This is a genomic window from Lentzea waywayandensis (assembly GCF_900115955.1).
GTDB lineage: Bacteria > Actinomycetota > Actinomycetes > Mycobacteriales > Pseudonocardiaceae > Lentzea > Lentzea waywayandensis.
This window is the reverse complement of the sequence record NZ_FOYL01000023.1, coordinates 1-16940: the sequence shown is the minus strand read 5'-3', so window position 1 is coordinate 16940 and position 16940 is coordinate 1. Positions and strand designations below refer to the sequence as shown.

Genomic DNA, 16940 nt, shown 5'->3' with positions numbered 1-16940 from the left:
AAGCCCGCGAAGCCCTGGAGGCGTTGGTGCGCCAGGACAACGCGAACGCGATCGACGCGCTGCTCGACCTGGCGCTCGGCGGGCACGAGCTCGCCGCGCAGGTGCTGGTGAACCGGGGTGACATGCCCGTGCTCGTGAGGCTGGCGGACGCCGGGGTGGCCATGGCCCACACGAAACTGGTGGACCTGGCGAAGGCAGGCAACGAGGATGCCGTCGCTGTGCTCGTGCGCAAAGAGGACATCGCGGCCCTCCTGGAAGCCTCGCTGGCCGGCGTCAGGTCGGCGCGCACCGCGCTGGCCACGTTCGCGAGCGACGGCAACCGGGAGGCGCTCGCGGCGATGACGGTGGTGGGTATGCAGACGTGACGCGCCACCGGAGTTCGCCGGCGGTACCTTTCGCATTTGCGGGAGGCACCGCGTACCTACAGAAGCATTTCGACGAAGAAGGTGCGACATGACCACGCCGGGCGATGACCAGTGGGTGTTCCTGATCGACTCCGCCTGGCAGGTTCCCGAACCCGCCGCGCAGAACACGGGCGAGGACACAGAGAGCCCCGCCGTTGGAGGCGGTTGTCGGGGGTTGGTTGGTCACTCGTGATGGTGCGATGGGGAGGTTCCGTGCGAATCCCGATTACCGGCCGTCCGAGGCGGGGTCGCCGACGGATCCGGTGGATGCGACGTTGCAGTTGTTGATGCGCGGGGAGGTGGATTCGGACGCGTTGTTCGCGGTGATCAGGTAGAGTGTGTTCGACGTGGCGCTGGACGAGGACGGGCGGCCGATCATCGCGCCGTCGCCGGACGACGTGCCGTCGCTGCTGGTGTCGACGGCGCCGGCGCAGCGGTTCCGTGTGCAGACCGGCAACTGGCGAGCCGAGGTCACTGCGGCGGAACTGGGTGAGCTGCTGCAGGAGTACGACGTGGACGTGCTGTTCAACCCTGGCGGGCCGGCATCGATCCGGCTGATCGGCGGCGTCTTCGCGGAGAGCGTGACGGTGTGAGACCGGTAGTCGACCGAACCGGGTGCGACGCCTCATGGCGGTGGGAGATCCGGTGGCGGTCGACTACCAGTGAGGAATGCTATTCAGGGTTTGGGGCTGGGCAACGCATTCGGCTGCAAATGGTGAACGCGTTGCCCGAATGTGCATGGGCGGTGGTTTCGCCAGGCAGAATCAGGTCGGCTCTTCCGGCGTGGCGGTGATGACGCCCTCCGGCGCCAGCTGTGCCATCCACCTCAGCGACCCGGCCTGCTCGGCCAGCTCAGCGGCGCGGCGGAAGGTCGCCTCGCCGGCGGCGTACCACTCCCGGCCGGGGCGTTCGGCGGAGATCAGCACGTCAAGGTCGCGGAGCAGGTCGCGGGTGGCCTGATCGGTGGCGCCGGCCAGCTCATCCCGCAGGCCGCGCAGCACGTCGCGTTGCGTCGTCTCCGCTCGCGCGTGCTCGCCTGCGCCCAGCAGCAGGCTGATCAGCTCGATCACCTCGAACGCCAGCACCTCGCGCAGACTGAGCGACAGGCCGGGATCGTCGGTCTTGCTGAGGATCGCGATGCGCTCCTCCTTGAACTTGATGGCCTTCTGGTGGTCGCCGAGCTTGGCGTGCGCGAACGCCAGCACGTCCAGAGCGTCCACCAGGTCCGACTTGCGGCCCAGTTCCTCGTTGCGCGCGCGGGCGAGCAGGGCGGCCGCGACGGCCTCCTCGGTTCTGCCCGCCTGGAACAGAATCCGGGAGGCGGGAGTCAGCAGTGCGCATTCGAGATCGGGCCGGTGGGCTGAGCGCAGGAGTGCCCGTGCCTTTTCGACCCGTGCGGAGGCCGCGTCGTACTGACCGACGTCCGGACGGTAGTAGATCAGCAGGCCGATGAACTGGCGGTGCACGAAAGCCTGTGCCACGGGGTCATCCGCGGCGGCGAAGGCCGCGAGCGCCTGGTCCAGGTGCCGCTCGCTCGCGGCGTCGTCGTCGCGGCACTTGGCCACGAACGCGAGCGCTCGGTGCGCGTAGCCGATGCCGCGCTGGTCGCCGGTGCGCACGGCCGCCCGCAGCGCGATCTCGTTGCACACGGCCAGATCGTCGATGCGGTTGCTCCAGTGCAGGAACCGGCGCTGATACCAGGCCAGGTACCAGGCGTGCCGCTCGAACCCGAGCTCGTCCGCCCGCCGGATCAATGCCAGGACGGCCGGGAACTCGCTGGCGTACATGGTCCACGCGGCGTGCTCGTCGAGCTCCGGAGCCGGCTGCACCCCGTCGGAGACGTCCGGCGGCGGTGGCTGGTCGGCGTTGTTCGGATCCAGCGCGTCCATGCCGGCGCGGGTGAGCACGACGTGGTGATCGAGCAGACGCCGGTGCGCCGCAGGGATCTCGTCCGCGGTGTCGGTCTCCTCCAGCAGTTCGCCTGCGTAGTCGCGCAGCAGGTCGTGCCAGCTGTACCGGCCGCGCTGCGGGGTGACGAGGCACGCACCGGTCAGTTCCCGCATCGCGGCAAGCGTCTGCCGCAGCGGCAGTCCGGTCAGGCTGGCCGCGGCCGCCATGGTGAACTCGGGCGCGGGCATCAACGACAGCAAGCGGAACAACCGCGCGGCCGGTGGCGTCAGCGCGCGGTAGGACCACGACAGCAACGAGCGCAGGTCGGCACTCGGATCAGCCACTTCCAGCGTGTCGAGGCGGTTTTCGCGGAGATCCCGCACGGTGTCGGACAGCGCGAGTCCGGGGTGGCCAGCGATGCGCGCACACACCACCGCGAGCGCCAGCGGCAGCCGGGCACAGGCGGCCGCGATCTCCCGTACGGCCTCGGGTTCGGCGGCGACCCGGTCACGGCCGAGCCGCAGGGCCATGAGATCGGCGGACTCCTGGTCGTCGAGCAGGCTCAGCGGCACTGAGTGGGCACCCGTGGCGACGACGACCCCGCTCAGTTCGAGCCTGCTGGTGACCAGCGTCAGGCTGTCCGTGCCACCGGGCAGCAGTGCGAGCACCTGGGTGTCGCTGCCGGCGTTGTCCAGCACCACCAGCATCCGGCGGGCGGCCAGCGTGCTGCGGTAGCGGGCGGCCAGCGCGTCCATTCCGGACGGCTGGTCCCCGGCTGGCACGCCGAGTGCCTCGAGCAGTTCGCCGAGTACATCTTCCGGAAGCCTCGCCACACCTCCGGCCTCGAAGCCGCGGAGATTCACGTAGAGCTGACCGTCCGGATAGGACGGTGCCGCGAGCGTGGCCCAGCGGACGGCGAAGGTGGTCTTGCCGACGCCGGCGGTTCCGTGCACCACGACGACGTTCGGCGCGGGGTCGGCGCCCAGCCTGGTGGTGAGGTCGTCGAGCTCGGTCTGTCTGCCGCTGAACACGGGTAGTGCGGCGGGCAGCTGGGCCGGACGGACCGCGATCGGAGCAGGTGCCGGCATCAGGTCGACGTCGGCGCGCAGGATCTGCTGGTGCAGGTCGCGCAAGGCGGGGCCGGGATCGACGCCGAGCTCGTCGCGCAACGTGGCGCGGATCTGTTCGAAGGCCGTGAGCGCCTCAGCCGGACGGCCGGACCGGTACAGCGCCAGCATGAGCAGCTCGTGGACGTGCTCCCGCAACGGTTCCGCTTCCGCGAGCGTTGCCAGCCGTTCGACGAGATCCGCCCGCTCGCCCAGCTCGAACTCCAGCTCAAGCTCGGCGAGCGACTCCGCGGTCTGGACGCCGAGGTAGCGCAGCCGTCGCCGCTCCGCCGCGGCCCACTCACCCGGAAGTCCCGCGAACGCCTCGTCGGTCCACTCGCCGATCGCCGCGCGCAGGAGCCGGCCTGCCTGCACGGCATCGCCTGCTCTGACCTGAACTGCGGCGTTGCGGGCCGCGACGAACCGGTCGAGGTCGAGCGCGCCCTCCTCGACCCGCAGTTGGTAGCCGTTGCCGACCGAGCGCAACGGCCCGTCCGCGTCGTCGCCGAGCATCCGCCGCAACCGGTGCACGTAGGTCCGCACCGTGCCCCGCGCCGACAGGGGCTCCTCGTCCGCCCATAGCGCCGCGATGATCTCCGCAGCCTGCACCACCCGGCCCCGGGCGAGCAGCAGCACGGCCAGCGTGAGCCGTTGCTGCGGTGAACCCAGGTTCAGCTCCACGCCGTCGCGCCACACCCGAACCGGACCGAGTACCGCGAACTCCAGGCCGGGCGCGCTCGACGCGAGCGGTTCACTCGACCTGGGCAGCAGGAAGGCGACCATGCGCGCATGTTACGCGCGACCAGGCTGGATCCGCGGTCAGCCGAGGCGGATTCCGGCGTCCGGGGCTACTGAAGCTTGCGGCGACGGACGATCACGAAGGTGACCACGCCGGTGCCGAGCAGCATGAGACACGCCAGCAGCGTCCACAAAGGAGAGACACCGTCAGACGACGGCAACGGCTCCTCTCGACCGATCAGCACCGAGATCACCTCGGTCTCGCTCGGGACAGTCGAACTCACCGGGGCGGGGCTGGACGTGGTGACTGTGGTCGTGGTGGGTGGGACAGTAGTGCTCTGCGGGGCGACAGGCTTGGCCGGTGGGGTCGCTGTCGCGCAGCGAGCGACGTTGAGTTTCTTCACGAACGACCAGCCGTGCGTGCCGGAGGGGTCGTCCGCCGCCGTCACCGTGACCGTGAACGAGTGGTCGGCCGTACCGTCGAAGTCCCGCCGCAGCCGGAAGTCAGGCCCGAACGACGTGCCGGCCACCGTGGCGCCGTTGTCGGAGACGAGCACCTGGTTCTCGCCGGGGTAGCTGGTGATCTGGACGGAAAGCGTTGTCCGGCCCGCTGCGCACGTGCCGCTGATGCTCGACGAGTGCGCGACTGCGGTGCCGGGAGCACCGAGGACGCTCAGCGCGACGAGCGCGGCCGCGCCTGCACACATGCTCTTCAAAGTGCGTCTCCGGGTATCGAGGTGCCAGCAGGCGCGAACCTATCGGCCGCGCGGTGACGAAACCAGGAATTGACAGTTCGGGCAGCGGGAAGTGCCCTCGCAGCCACCTTTTCCGTGCCGCACGGAATAGTCCACAGTGGAGGGTCGTGCACTGTTCGGGCACGAATTGATGCCCTTGCGTGTCACAGTTCGCCTGGACTGCGGACGGGGCGGATGAATCGGTCCAGGCTGAGGCGCGTTCTGTTGTCCCCACTGGAGGTTGGTTTTGAAGAAGGTGCTCAAAGCCGGTGTCGTCGCCGGTGCGGTCGCGCTCTGCGCGGCGCTTGTTCCCGGGGTCGCGTCCGCCACGGTTCGCGGCCAGATCGACATCTGCAACGACTCCGGCGTGGGCGTCGTGGTCAAGCTGCCGGAGCGGGGCGGCTTCTCCAGCTACGTCGTCAAGCCGCGCCCGGCGAACGGTCCGTGTTACCCGTGGCGGGTCGGTGGTGGCAACGCCTGGGAAGGGGCGGACGTGTACTTCACCCCGAACCGATACCTCGTCTCGTTCCACTACAACCCGTCTCGTGGCGCGGCGGTCTTCGTGAATGACAGCGGGTCCGTACGCGTCTACAACTGATTTGAGGTGAAGGGGTGCGCCTGGCGTGGCGCACCCCTTCCTGCTCGTTGACGTCGTGTTGACAGGCCTGTGATTTGCTGCGTTTCGGGAGGTAGGGGGATGGTGGCCGCAGGTAACGGCGAGGGCGTTGTCTCGGTGGCGCGACGGGTGGTGCAGGTGGAGCGGGCGTTTCTCACCCAGGCCGTCGGGTTCATGCTCGGCCGGGGCATCAGGCAGTTCCTGGATCTCGGCTGCGGGAAACCGGGGGTGGGCAGCCCGCACGACATGGGCAGGCTCACCGGGCCCGCGGTCCGGGTGATCCACGTCGACTACGACGCCGAGGTGATCGAACGGGCGAGGCGCGTCATCGCGGGCACCGAACACCGCTACCTGGTGTGCCGCAACGTGACCGACGTGTCCGGGCTGATCGAAACTTGTCAGGCCGCTGGCATGCTCGACGCGCGCCGCCCCACGGGCGTGGTCGCGGTCGGACTGCTGCACCTCATCCCCGACGCGAACGAACTGCTGAGCCGCTACAGCGCGGAACTGCCGCGGGACAGTGTTTTCGCGGCGTCACACCTGACGCGGTGCTTCAAGGACGACGACTCCGGCGCGGCGGCCAAGCTCATCGGCGGGCCGGTATATCCACGGCAGCGACAGGAGATCGCCGAGATGTTCGACGGGCTGGCCCTCGTGAAGCCCGGGATTGTGGCGCTGCCGCACGAGTGGGGGACGCCCGCGAAAAGCATCGCGGGCGCGCCGGTGCTGGCAGGAATCGCCGTGAAGCAGTAGCCGTGTTTCAGATGGCGCCGACACGCATCGCGTATGAGACGGCGTGCGCGCGGTTGTGCAGGTGCAGGCGCACCAACACGTCCTGGAGGATCTTCTTGATCGTCCGCTCCGAGTAGCTCAGCTTCGCGGCCACCTCGGCGGTTTCGTGCCCCTGCGCGATGTACTTGAGCACCTCGACCTCACGCGTGGTGAGTCCGCCGGGCGCGAGGTTCTGCGACGCCAGCAGGTCCTGCTGCACGAACCGGATCTCGTCGAGCAGCCACCGGGTGAGTTGAGCGGAGATCATCGATTGGCCGTTGTGGCACGCGTAGATGGCGCGCGCGATGCGGCGCGGGCCGGCCTCGTGGTGGGCGAGCATGCCGACGACGCCGGCGCGGAACAGGCGGGGCAGGTGCCGGCGCTGCAGCGGGCCGCTCACGAGAACGATCCGCTGCGCCGGGTTCGTGGTCGCCTCGAAGGCGGCGACGAGCGCGTCGATGAAGTCGTCGTCGACGGTGTCCGCGATCGCCAGGACGACGTCGCAGCGGTGCCGTTCCTGCTCGCCGAGGACGTTCAGGTCCGGTGACGCCTGGAGTGCGTACAGCAGCCCTCCGGCGACTTCCGGCGCGTTGGTGAGCCATCCGACCGAGATCTGGCTGTCGGCGGCGGCCGAGCCTGGTCGAGCCTCGACGATCTTGGGAATGTTCATGGGGTGCCGCACCTCCGTTCGATGGCGGAAGTACAACAGCGCGCTGTCAACGTCCTGTTGACGGCGCATAGACGCGTCACGCCGCTGATCGGTTCTCGTCTCCATTCGCGGTAGTGCCGGGCCTGAACCCGGCGAACGGTTCGTCGTGATCGAGGAGAGGTGAATGGAATTCAGGGCCATCGCCGGCGTGCTCGCCCTCGCCACGGCTGCCTGCGCGCAGGCAGCCGCACCCGGCGGAGACGTGCTGAGGGGTTAGACCGTCGACGTCATCGGTTCCTGGACGGGGCCGAGGAAACGCGGTTCGAGCGCAGCGTTGTGCATCGAGGCTTCCTCGCGGTTGAGACTTCAACTTGAATCTTGGTTTGGAAGCTCGCCTGTCAAGAATCGTCCATCCAATCTTCCCTCAATTTCGGGAGTGATTGCATTTCGCGCTTTGGGTGCCTTGTGATGGCGACCTGTGCTGGCGGCGCGGCACGGTTCAGGAATTTCTGCTCGACCTGTCAGTCCAGCGATCATCGGCACTCGGGCGGTATTCGGAATTGAGACGCACGAATTTGCCTAAGCGCACCTCGGCGCTGGCAAAGTCGTATCGGCGTCGACATCGGGCGTGCCTGAGCGCAGGTGGGGAGACGCTGGTTGCGTGGGGCGAGCTTACCGTTGCCGTCGTAGCGCGCTGCAGGTTCACGCAAGTCTTGGCAACAGCGCAAGTCGCTCCAGAGTGCATGAAACACTGCCCCTGAGTGCTTGAGGGACGTGTTGGTCTATTTATCGCCTCGGTATGAGAGATGAATGTTGGTTGCAACACAATTTTCAGCGACGGTTCGCGTACCTCCTGGAGATCGCCATGGCTGCCGAAAAGCTCAGAGCGTTACCGCGAAGAACAGCGAGCCCGACGACGGTCGGGACGCCGGGCGAAGGTGACGTGATCCCGTCGCAAAAAGGCGAGCGAACTTCCGGCCCCGACCCGTTCGTCTTGTGCAGGACGCTGGTGGACCCAGCGTTGCGATGTCAAATCGCAACGCTGCCGAGATCAATGCGAATGATCGCAGGATACCATTTTGGCTGGTGGGATCGAGATGGGCAGCCCACCCCCGGGCGGAATCAAGGCAAGGCGGTTCGGCCGGCTTTGACCTTGTTGTCCGCGCTTGCGGTCGGAGGTGATGAAGTTGGTGCCGTACCCGCTGCGGTCGCGATCGAACTCGTGCACAATTTCTCCCTCCTGCACGACGACGTGATGGACAGAGACGTCGAACGACGGCATCGGCCAACAGCATGGACGGTCTTCGGAACAGAGAACGCCGTGCTCGCCGGAGACGCGTTGCTCGCGCTCGCTCCGTCGTGCATCGCAGTCTGTGGAGAACAACTGGTGCAGGTGCTGATGCAGGCTGTGCTTGAGCTCTGCGATGGCCAGTTCGCCGATCTGGCTTTCCAGGAACGCGATGTCGTCGGCCTCGACGAGTGCCTCGAAATGGCCAACGGGAAAACCGCGTCGCTATTGGGCGCCGCTTGTCAGGTGGGCGCACTTGCGGGTGGAGCCACCGCGGCACGAGCCAGACTCCTGCGTGATTTCGGCCGGCATCTCGGCCTCGCCTTCCAGCTCGTCGATGATCAGCTCGGCATCTGGGGTGATCCAGAAGTGACCGGAAAGCCTGTCCATGCAGACCTGCGCGCACGTAAGAAGTCTTTGCCCGTGGTCGCGGCGATGACGCTGGGATCCGCCGACGGCACCAAGATTGCTGAGCTCTACCGGAGTGCACAGCTCAGCGACGGACAGTTGCTGGAATTGGCGGGACTGATCGAGCGTGCGGGCGGACGCGAATGGACACAAACCGCGGCGGAGGAGCAGATCGAGGCGGCCACCGCGTGCTTGACGGCCGCAGAGGTCGTACCCGGCATTGCCGGCAAACTGCAGGAGTTGGCGAATTTGGTGCTCTCGCGGAAGCATTGATGCGTGTACACCTGGATTTCTGGTGGCTGGACAGCGCCTGTTCGCGAGGCCGGCCAGTCACCAGAGCGGTTCAACGCATTGCTCCCGTGCGAGCGAAGGAACTCACTGGAGCGGGCGCACCTCGGCACACCCTCCGCGATGCGCCGGGTGTGCCGAGGTGATTTCGGGATATCGTCAGTAGACGGTGATGGCGAGCTTGGGTATCGTTTTCGGTCGAAGTATGTCAAATGACAAGCAGGCAATGCGTGTACGCCGAGCCGCGCGGTCCAGCACGGAATCGATCTCTGCCTGGACCTCGTCGTCGAGGAACTGCCAGAAGAGGCTGTGCCAGACCACGGTGGTCACTGATCTGGACGCCGACGACTCGAGTTGATGCCTCAGCCAGGTCACGGCATCTTCTTGGTCGATCTGAACAGGTGTGGTCGCGGCCAGGGAGACCGCGTCGTCGAACTCCATCCGATCAACGTCCCAATCATAGGCGAGGAACGACCTCATGATTCGTACGTCCTCGGGATTCCGAGGATCGCGCGGCGCAAGATCACAACCCGCACGCTCGACGATCTCGAAAGGTTGTGGTTCAGGACCGGGCGCGGGTAAACGTACCGGTGAGTCCGGCGACCCCCACGTCCACCCGGTTCCGAACCACCAGTACTGGTCGAACAGCAGGTTCAGCCCGCCGCAGGCGCCGAGCTCCAGCAGCCTCACCCGAGGCGCTCCGAGCATGCCGACACCTTGCAGGAGAAAGCCCGCCAGCCTCGGGCGTTGCTGCTGCACCGGCCGATTGATCGTCGCCAGAACGACCGCGGGATGAGCGCTGAGGGCGTGCCGGCACAACTCCCAGGCGTGCGCGATCGCGTCGGGGTCATCGCGATGTTTCAGATCTTCCAGGCAGCGGATGAGATCCGGGCTGAGGCCCGACTCGTACAGATAGCCGATCGCGGCGAACATCTTCACGTAGAAGTATGGCTGCTGGGCGTCCGGATGATGGGGGACGAGGCGCGTGACGGGGCCGTTGTCTTCCACTTCCTTGACGAGTGCACTGAACAACCCGGCTGATTGCGGCGCCTTTACGGCCAGGTCCTTCGCGATCCACTTCAGCGCTGACAAGGATTCATGAGTGATGGTCATCGAAAGACCTCCGCGCTCATCAGCGCCGCGCCCGTGCTCGCGTCGACTAGCGATCGAACGAGAGCCGCGCGGTCAGGCGCAGGAGCGAGATGCTCCAGCAGCCCCAGGAGCTTGTAGCGCAATGCGTGTACTTTGCCGTTGTAAACGTCGGCAACCGGCGCCGAGAACAGAAGCGCGAGCAACTCACGCCGCGCCTGGACGCTCGTTCGTGCCCTCGCGTGCAAGCCGGTCAAGTCGGTGACACTTGCCGCCGACGCAAGCATCAGCGTCCGTGTTCCGTTGATGAAGTCCTCGTTGTCAGGAGTGCACAGACCAGCGCGGTCGTTCACCATCTGGCGCAGGACGCCGAAGAGTTTGCCGAACCTTCGCCACACCTGAAGCCGATGAGGCGGCTCTCTGCGAAGGATCGCCGTCAACACGAGGTCTCGGCCGTATGCGGCCCCGTTCTTACCCGCATAGGCGTGCATCGCCGTTCTCCACGGCTCCTCGCTGTGGAGAACGCCGACATCCTCGATCTGCCCATCGGCCGAGTGCAGTGAGGTGCTCAGCAGTTCAGCGGTGAGTAGCTCGCGCAAGGTGATGTCTTGGACTTCAGCGCGAACGACCAACTCTGGGATCAGGGTGATGCACGCCGTCGATGCGATGAGAGCTGCTGCGGGACCGTGGTGGTCGGCTGCCTTGCCGTCAATGAGATCATCGAGTGTCTCGGCGCCTGTCCACCAGATCCGGGACACCGTGCCGACGAGGTGTGCGTCTTCCGATTTGTTTCCAATGAAGGCGTGGGGGAGGAGCCGGAAGATGTTCAGTCCGGATTCGTCTTCGTCGAGGAGCACAGTGATGGTGTCGCGCAGACGCGGCCACGGCTGACAGGTCGCCTTGACTGCCTCGTGTGCTCTGGCCATGACGACGTCTCTGACGAGACTGAGCTCGTCAACAGCTCTGGAGCCTGCGATGGTCATGGGTACCTGCTCTGCTGGTGAGAAAGATTGTGGCTCGGTCTCTGGTCTTCGGCGAATCTGAGGACGAGCACTTGATGTCGATCAGCACGAGTGGCAAGGCGTTCGAAGCGCCACTCCTCACGAAACGACGAGCCGTCAAGCGCTGAGCTCGCCCTCCACGAGGAGTTCGTTCATGACGTGCTCCTGTTCCTGAGGGGGCAGCGGGGAGCCGGGTTGTGCTGAGACAGATCTGTATGATCTGTGGCACAGGTAACACGCCGGTTGCTCGCGTGTTGAAGAGCAGGCGAGCGGTGGGGGAACCACAGGCCAGGTTTTGTGCACTTTCGGCCCGTCGCGGTGCCGGTTCGTGCCGGACGCAGCGCTGGTGAGGGCCGGATGCTGGTCGAGTGGATATCGCACCGATCTGTGCAATGCCGGCAAGGAACTGGGGCTTGTCCGGACTGGTCTTTCGCACCGTGGCGCTCGGACGCTTGACTCCGAAGGAACCAGCCAGGACACGACGCGGTCAGGTTCGGCAGTCATCTCGCGTCGGCGGACAGCCTCTTCGCGCGGATTCTGAGCCGCTTCGCTGACGAGCACCATGTGTGCTTCCTTGCGTGACCGTGCGGTCACGCGAAGTCGCCACCTCCCAGCAGGGAATCTGCGATGGAGACAAAAGGTGTAGTTGCGAGGCTGGCGATATTCATCGTTGTTGCCGCCGCTGCTGACCGCCGTTGAACAACACGCGTCAACAGCGGTGTATCCGTTCTGGTGTGGTACCTGGTTGAGACTTGGCTGTCTGCGGCCACGGCGGCCACGGCGGTCGCCGTCCTCGTCCAGTACTCCAGGTGATGCACCGCGCTGCCGACTCGGGCGTCATCGGGGTGTCTGTGCTCTACCTCGCCATGCTGTTCGCGATCGTGTTCTACGGCGACCGGCGCGCAGACGCGGGCCGGGGACTTGCCAGGCGCGGCACGATCTACGCGCTTTCCCTGCGGCCTACGTGACGTCGTGGACCTGGCAGCGTCTGTCGTGCGGCATCGACAGGGCTGGGCTTCCTGTCGATCAATCTCGGGCCGATGATCATTCTCGCGCTGGGCCGGCTGGGGCTGCGCCGCATCATCTGCATCAGCCAGTGGCTTTGTGTCATCTCCCTCGCTGACTTCATCTCGGCGCTACGGCACGAGCGTGCGGCTCGGCGGGCTAGTGGTAGCGATCGCGGTGGTCGGGGTGGTGCCGTACATCGCATTGCAACCTGAAAGCGGTGTCCAACACCTTTGAGATCATCCGCCGTGAGCCGACGCAGACGGTGGCCGAGCCGCTCACCCAGGTGCCCCTGCTGCAGGACACTGCGTTGTACGTGGCGTCGCTGCCGGCCCGATTTACGACCCTGTTCGGAACCAAGCATCTCGACGCGACCGAACGTCATGAGGGCACGGTCATGGCAGTCGTGTTCGAGGCAGTGATTTCTGTCAGTTCGTCCAGGTAAGTATGCCTCATAGACTCTGATTTCGACGGTGGCTCCCGTATTCCCAAGGGTGACATGCATCCTCGGCACACTGCTGGGGTTAACGAGGATGCTGATCACTGGAGGAAAGATGGCCGGAAGGCCGGCAACGCCGCGCGAAGGCTGGTTGCACATTCTGAATGACGAGGATGTCGTCGAGATCGAGAATGCGCTCCAAGTCGCCGCGCGAGCAGGGAAGGCGCTGTTGAATCTGCGGCGCGAGGACTTTCCGCTCCCCACCCTCGGGCCGCGGTTGCGTCAGATCTCCGCCGGCCTCGAAACCGGGCAGGGATTCGCGGTCGTCCGGGGATTGCCGGTCGAATCACGGTCCGAGGAGGATGCCAGGCTGATCTGCTGGGGGCTCGGCCTCCACCTGGGCGTCGCGTTGGTCCAGAAGAGCGACGACTCGCTGATCGTGGATGTTCGCGACACCGGTCGCCAGACGTCCGAGCTGCGAAGGCACGACTCCAACATGGACATCAACTTCCATGTCGACTCGTGTGACGTCGTGGCCTTGTTGTGCCGCCGCACCGCGATGGAGGGTGGAGCGAGTCTGCTGACGAGTTCGCTCGCGGTCCGCGACGAGATCGCCCGGCTCCGGCCCCACTTGCTTGAGGTGCTCGAAGCACCGCTGCCCTTCGCGGCTGTCGGCCCCGCGGCGCGGGACGGGCAGCCGTTCTTCCTGAGTCCTGTGTTCGGTGGTGACCGTGAGGACTTCACCAGCAGGTTCTACGGCGCACGAATCCGCGCCGTACGTGGCATGGCGGGCGCTCCCGAGTTGACCGCCGAGCAACTGGAGGCTGTCGATCTGATCGACAAGATCGCAGCCGACCCGAACCTGTCGTGCGAGCTCGACTTCCAGCCTGGCGACCTGCAGTTGGTCAACAACCACCTCGTCTACCACGCCCGGACCGCTTTCACCGACCATCCTGACCCTGATCGCAGAAGGCACTTGCTGCGATTGTGGCTGGCCGTGCCTGACAGCCGCCGTCTGCCTGAAACGTTCCGGGAGGCCTGGGGCAGGGTCGAGCCGGGCGTTGTCCGCGGCGGTGTGCTCTCCTGGCAGCTTCGCCGGAACGAAGCGGGCAGGTACCAGCGCGAGCAGGCCAGGGAGCTGGGGATGCTGGTGTGACAACGGCTCCGCGCGTTGTCTGGTGTCGCCTGGCGGTGCAGGTCGCGGTGGCGCTGGTGTTGACGGCTGCCTCGGCGCAGGTCGACTCCGGCGCTCCGCTCCGCATCATGAGCGGCGTGGTCGCGGGTTCCGCTGTGCTCGTGGCGTCGCGGAAGCTGGGTTGGCAGGCGGCGCCGCAACGTGGTGTCCGTGAGCTTGCCCTAGCGGTCGTCGGGCTCGGCATCGGTGGTGTTCTCGCTGTTCATGAGTACCGCGGTGACCACACCGTGCTCTATCTGGCAGTCGCAGTGGGAATGATCGCCGCAGGTGTCCTGGTGGGATGGTGGTTCCACCGGGTCACCGGACTGGACCGCCTCAGCGCGATGCTCGCGATGGTTCCCGGTGGAATGGCGGCGATGACCGGCGCCGCTGCCGAGCGAGGACGCGATGCCGCGACCGTTTCCGCTGTGCAGGCGATGCGCATGTTCGCAGCCGTTGTTCTCGTGACGGTGGCCGCTGTGGCAGGCCCGGCCTCTGCGGGCCCAGGACCGGATGTTTCGTGCACGGACCAGCCGTGGAACTTCATTCAGTTCGTCGGTGCCCTGGTGCTGGTGTGGCCGCTTGCTTGCGGTGCTCGTCGGCTGCGCCTTCCGTTGCCGGCGTTCTTCGCGGGAATCGCCATCGGCGTGTCGATGTACGTGGGACAGAGTCTGTTCTCGTCGTGTGTCGGTATTCCTTCGGTCGTGACCGCGGCGGGGCAGATTCTTCTCGGTGTCAGCGTGGGTGAGTCGATTGTCACGGGCATGAGAAGGGGTCGTCTCCTGGCGCTTGGTGCACTTGGCGTCGCCATGACGCTCTCGGCGAGCCTCATGGTCGCCGCCGTCGTTCACGCTGTCACCGGCCTCGATTGGCTCACCTGCGTTCTGATGACCGCGCCGGGTGGTGCGCCAGAAGTGACGATGTTCGCTCTCGCTCTGCCGGTGGAGATAGACGTCGTGCTGGCCGCACAGTTGGCTCGCCAGCTCCTGATCAACATTGGGCTGCCGTTCTGGTTGTGGCTGTTCATCAGGCTCGATCGAGGCGGCTCCGGCGCTCGCGACGAGGAGGCACCCTGAGGACGAACAGTTGGTCCGAGGGGGGAGTCTCGAAGCTCGGGCGCCATCCTGAGCTCGAATTCGCCCGATCGGGCTGCGGTTGGAAGTGGTGCGACGGATGCCGCGCAGCCGGTTGGACTGAACGGGCTTGCAGTTCACGACCGCCCTGTGGATCACGTCTGGTTCTGTGTGCAGCGCGCCGAGCGAACACGACACCGAGCAACTCCGTGATCAACATGCGTGATCAACTACGGGCCCGTGATCACGGAAACCCTGCCGGTTCCAGTCTTCACGCGTCGCTCACAGATCTCACTCCTGGACGAGATTGTCCTGCCCGGACAGCAGCTCCCGCAGCGCGCAGATCGCGTAGTACGACCTGGATCTCGCGGTCCCCTCGCGGATTCCCAGCACAGAAGCTGCATTCACAATGGTGTGACCGTGCAAGTAGGTCTCGACCAGAACCTCGCGGTGTTCGCGGGACAGACGCCCCAACGCCTCGGACACGACGACGGAGTTGAGCACGTCACCAGTCTGGTCGCACTCACGCGGCTGGTTCTCGTAGCAGTCAGGGACCTCCTGGGGACGCTTCGACCTCGCGCGCACTTTGTCGACGAAGACATTGCGTGCCACCGTGAACAGCCAGGCACGCACCGAGACCTCGCGGTTGCGGATCACCTCGGGATGCCTCCACGCCCGGACCAGCGTTTCCTGCACGACGTCTTCGGCCACAGCCCAGTCACCACCGGACAAACGCGTGACATACGCGAGCAACGCCCGCCCATGCTCCTGGTACAACGACCGCACAAGAGCTTCATCCCTTGCGCTGGCGGGCGATCTCATCTCGGCCCCCTGGTTCGGAGTGACACACCGGGCTTCACCCCCAGACTGAACGTCTGGTTCGGGCGTCAGTGCTCCCGATCTACGCAAATGCACTCGTTGCCCGGCAAGACCGCCCCTTCCTTCCCTGCATCCGACGCAGTCAGAAGAAGATCGCAACGGCTTGTGTCTACTCGAGGTACCCCGAGTGACTTCACACCTCCCAGCGTCCACTGTGGCGTAGCGGGCAGCTCGATCACAATGCATGTTGCGGGGAACCACGCGACGTGTTGGGCGGCGCGTCAACGACCAGGCCCGGCCCCTCTTGTAGGCCACGACAGGTCAGGACCGGTTCGGCCGCATTCAGCCCGGCCGGAGCCGCACACCGGATCGACCTGTCGCGCCGTCCCTGTGGCATCCCCTTCTCCACCGCCTGGTCCCGACAGATTCGCAGCCCCCGCACTCGTGCGCACGACATCGATCTCACTGCCAAGCCAATGATCGAGTCTCGACACGGCCGTCGCCGTTGACAGGAAGGGCATCAACCGTTCGACTTTCGGGGCAACAGTCGGGTGCCGTGCTGGCCTATGCGGGGCAGGTGGTGTCTCATCGTGGAAACCTCCATTCTGGTCTCCTCGATTCGAGATAATCGTCATGACCGACTCAACGCATTTGATCAGTGACCTGTCCAAGCGCGACGTGGCCCTTCTGCGTGCGGTAGCTGCCGGGCGTGCGCAGATGTCCCAAAGTTGCGAACCGGACCTGTTCATCGACGGCATGGCATCGTGCGATCAGACTGCCGCGCGGTGCCTGGCACACGCGGGCCTCATAGAGCCCGTCCTGCCGGCTGTTGCAGGGTCGTTGACCCGTGCGCGGTTGACGCTGCTCGGCGCGTCGGTGCTCGCTCAGCAGGCGATGCCTGCGTAACAGCCGAGGTCGTGGTCGGAAGTCTGATCCGACGCCTTGAGTCGGTTGTTGGCCGGGCGGGGGACCAGGCCCCGCGACAATCGCGCTACCGGCTCCAGATGTCCTCCAGGGTGGTCAAGGGGGTGTCGGCGTGACTGCGATTGACATTGGTCTCCCCGGCTTGACCGGGGTTCCCACCACCGACGAGAAGCAGTCGGCCAGGGACTACAAGTCCGACCAGGAAGTCCGCTGGTGCCCCGGCTGTGGCGACTACATCGTGCTCAACACCATGCAGTCGTTCCTGCCCTCGCTGGGTCTCAGGCGCGAGAACATCGTGTTCGTCTCGGGCATCGGGTGCTCGTCCCGTTTCCCGTACTACATGAACACCTACGGCATGCACTCCATCCACGGCCGTGCGCCGGCCATCGCCACGGGTCTCGCCGTGGCGCGGCCGGACCTGAGCGTGTGGGTGGTGACCGGTGACGGTGACGCGCTGTCCATCGGCGGCAACCACCTGATCCACACGTTGCGGCGCAACGTGAACCTCAAGATCCTGCTGTTCA

Annotated in this window: 18 protein-coding genes; 12 read left to right on the top strand and 6 right to left on the bottom strand. The window is 66.0% G+C overall.

Annotation, left to right across the window (positions count from 1 at the left end; translation table 11 throughout):
• From BM417_RS48360 to BM417_RS48880, 3 genes are all read left to right on the top strand, one after another.
• On the top strand, window positions 1–365 hold a 365-nt coding region (locus BM417_RS48360), incomplete at its 5' end, for a hypothetical protein (RefSeq protein WP_177320982.1).
• Between the two features lie 239 nt (window positions 366–604).
• The gene (locus tag BM417_RS50035; protein WP_281251416.1) at window positions 605–739 is read left to right on the top strand and encodes a hypothetical protein; all 135 of its coding nucleotides are present in this window, start codon (window positions 605–607) and stop codon (window positions 737–739) included.
• Window positions 740–751: 12 nt separating this feature from the next.
• A complete protein-coding gene (locus tag BM417_RS48880) occupies window positions 752–997 on the top strand; it encodes a hypothetical protein (protein ID WP_218164778.1) in 246 nt (81 codons plus the stop codon).
• A 171-nt stretch (window positions 998–1168) separates the two neighbouring features.
• Here BM417_RS48880 and BM417_RS45120 read toward each other — a convergent pair whose 3' ends face one another.
• Both BM417_RS45120 and BM417_RS45115 read right to left on the bottom strand, forming a co-directional pair.
• The gene (locus tag BM417_RS45120; protein ID WP_093606282.1) at window positions 1169–4183 is read right to left on the bottom strand and encodes an AfsR/SARP family transcriptional regulator; all 3015 of its coding nucleotides are present in this window, start codon (window positions 4181–4183) and stop codon (window positions 1169–1171) included.
• 65 nt (window positions 4184–4248) lie between these two features.
• Entirely contained in the window at window positions 4249–4845 is a 597-nt protein-coding gene (locus BM417_RS45115; protein ID WP_093606281.1) for a hypothetical protein, read from the bottom strand.
• 274 nt (window positions 4846–5119) lie between these two features.
• Between BM417_RS45115 and BM417_RS45110 the strand changes: the two genes are divergently transcribed.
• Complete coding sequence (locus BM417_RS45110; RefSeq protein ID WP_093606280.1) at window positions 5120–5470, top strand: hypothetical protein; 351 nt, start codon at window positions 5120–5122, stop codon at window positions 5468–5470.
• Window positions 5471–5569: 99 nt separating this feature from the next.
• Window positions 5570–6241 carry an SAM-dependent methyltransferase gene (locus BM417_RS45105; RefSeq protein ID WP_093606279.1) on the top strand — a complete coding sequence of 224 codons (672 nt, stop codon included), beginning with the start codon at window positions 5570–5572 and terminating at the stop codon, window positions 6239–6241.
• Window positions 6242–6248: 7 nt separating this feature from the next.
• Here BM417_RS45105 and BM417_RS45100 read toward each other — a convergent pair whose 3' ends face one another.
• Window positions 6249–6929: a helix-turn-helix transcriptional regulator gene (locus tag BM417_RS45100; RefSeq protein WP_177320981.1), complete on the bottom strand. Its 681-nt coding sequence runs from the start codon at window positions 6927–6929 to the stop codon at window positions 6249–6251.
• Between the two features lie 844 nt (window positions 6930–7773).
• Here BM417_RS45100 and BM417_RS45095 point away from each other — a divergent pair.
• A complete protein-coding gene (locus BM417_RS45095; protein WP_093606284.1) occupies window positions 7774–8877 on the top strand; it encodes a polyprenyl synthetase family protein in 1104 nt (367 codons plus the stop codon).
• A 174-nt stretch (window positions 8878–9051) separates the two neighbouring features.
• On the opposite strand, the gene BM417_RS45090 is transcribed toward BM417_RS45095, so the two are convergent.
• The gene (locus tag BM417_RS45090) at window positions 9052–10005 is read right to left on the bottom strand and encodes a DUF2332 family protein (protein WP_093606277.1); all 954 of its coding nucleotides are present in this window, start codon (window positions 10003–10005) and stop codon (window positions 9052–9054) included.
• Window positions 10002–10964 carry a polyprenyl synthetase family protein gene (locus BM417_RS45085; RefSeq protein ID WP_093606276.1) on the bottom strand — a complete coding sequence of 321 codons (963 nt, stop codon included), beginning with the start codon at window positions 10962–10964 and terminating at the stop codon, window positions 10002–10004. Before BM417_RS45085 ends, BM417_RS45090 begins: the two co-directional genes overlap by 4 nt.
• An 827-nt stretch (window positions 10965–11791) precedes the next feature.
• On the opposite strand from BM417_RS45085, the gene BM417_RS48355 reads away from it, so the two are divergent.
• From BM417_RS48355 to BM417_RS45070, 4 genes are all read left to right on the top strand, one after another.
• Window positions 11792–11950, top strand: coding sequence for a hypothetical protein (locus BM417_RS48355; RefSeq protein WP_177320980.1), 159 nt, complete (start codon window positions 11792–11794; stop codon window positions 11948–11950).
• Window positions 11951–12207: 257 nt separating this feature from the next.
• Entirely contained in the window at window positions 12208–12432 is a 225-nt protein-coding gene (locus BM417_RS45080) for a hypothetical protein (protein WP_093606275.1), read from the top strand.
• Window positions 12433–12520: 88 nt separating this feature from the next.
• On the top strand, window positions 12521–13582 hold the full coding sequence (locus tag BM417_RS45075) for a TauD/TfdA family dioxygenase (protein WP_093606274.1): 1062 nt from the start codon (window positions 12521–12523) through the stop codon (window positions 13580–13582).
• Between the two features lie 35 nt (window positions 13583–13617).
• Window positions 13618–14676 (top strand): AbrB family transcriptional regulator, encoded by a 1059-nt coding sequence (locus BM417_RS45070; RefSeq protein ID WP_093606273.1) that lies wholly within the window; start codon window positions 13618–13620, stop codon window positions 14674–14676.
• Between the two features lie 288 nt (window positions 14677–14964).
• Here the strand turns inward: BM417_RS45070 and BM417_RS45065 are convergent, their stop codons facing one another.
• Window positions 14965–15495: a sigma-70 family RNA polymerase sigma factor gene (locus BM417_RS45065; protein ID WP_093606272.1), complete on the bottom strand. Its 531-nt coding sequence runs from the start codon at window positions 15493–15495 to the stop codon at window positions 14965–14967.
• A 630-nt stretch (window positions 15496–16125) separates the two neighbouring features.
• On the opposite strand from BM417_RS45065, the gene BM417_RS45060 reads away from it, so the two are divergent.
• On the top strand, window positions 16126–16398 hold the full coding sequence (locus tag BM417_RS45060; protein ID WP_093606271.1) for a hypothetical protein: 273 nt from the start codon (window positions 16126–16128) through the stop codon (window positions 16396–16398).
• A 130-nt stretch (window positions 16399–16528) separates the two neighbouring features.
• Window positions 16529–16940, top strand: a 412-nt coding sequence (locus BM417_RS45055) for a thiamine pyrophosphate-dependent enzyme (RefSeq protein ID WP_245822851.1), incomplete at its 3' end; no start/stop codon positions are given.

Coding starts and splice junctions, on each gene's coding strand:
- BM417_RS50035 (WP_281251416.1), top strand. CDS start 605: ATGGGGAGGTTCCGTGCGAATCCCGATTACCGGCCGTCCGAGGCGGGG.
- BM417_RS45120 (WP_093606282.1), bottom strand. CDS start 4,183: ATGGTCGCCTTCCTGCTGCCCAGGTCGAGTGAACCGCTCGCGTCGAGC.
- BM417_RS45115 (WP_093606281.1), bottom strand. CDS start 4,845: ATGTGTGCAGGCGCGGCCGCGCTCGTCGCGCTGAGCGTCCTCGGTGCT.
- BM417_RS45105 (WP_093606279.1), top strand. CDS start 5,570: ATGGTGGCCGCAGGTAACGGCGAGGGCGTTGTCTCGGTGGCGCGACGG.
- BM417_RS45100 (WP_177320981.1), bottom strand. CDS start 6,929: ATGAACATTCCCAAGATCGTCGAGGCTCGACCAGGCTCGGCCGCCGCC.
- BM417_RS45095 (WP_093606284.1), top strand. CDS start 7,774: ATGGCTGCCGAAAAGCTCAGAGCGTTACCGCGAAGAACAGCGAGCCCG.
- BM417_RS45090 (WP_093606277.1), bottom strand. CDS start 10,005: ATGACCATCACTCATGAATCCTTGTCAGCGCTGAAGTGGATCGCGAAG.
- BM417_RS45085 (WP_093606276.1), bottom strand. CDS start 10,964: ATGACCATCGCAGGCTCCAGAGCTGTTGACGAGCTCAGTCTCGTCAGA.
- BM417_RS45075 (WP_093606274.1), top strand. CDS start 12,521: ATGCTGATCACTGGAGGAAAGATGGCCGGAAGGCCGGCAACGCCGCGC.
- BM417_RS45065 (WP_093606272.1), bottom strand. CDS start 15,495: ATGAGATCGCCCGCCAGCGCAAGGGATGAAGCTCTTGTGCGGTCGTTG.
- BM417_RS45060 (WP_093606271.1), top strand. CDS start 16,126: ATGACCGACTCAACGCATTTGATCAGTGACCTGTCCAAGCGCGACGTG.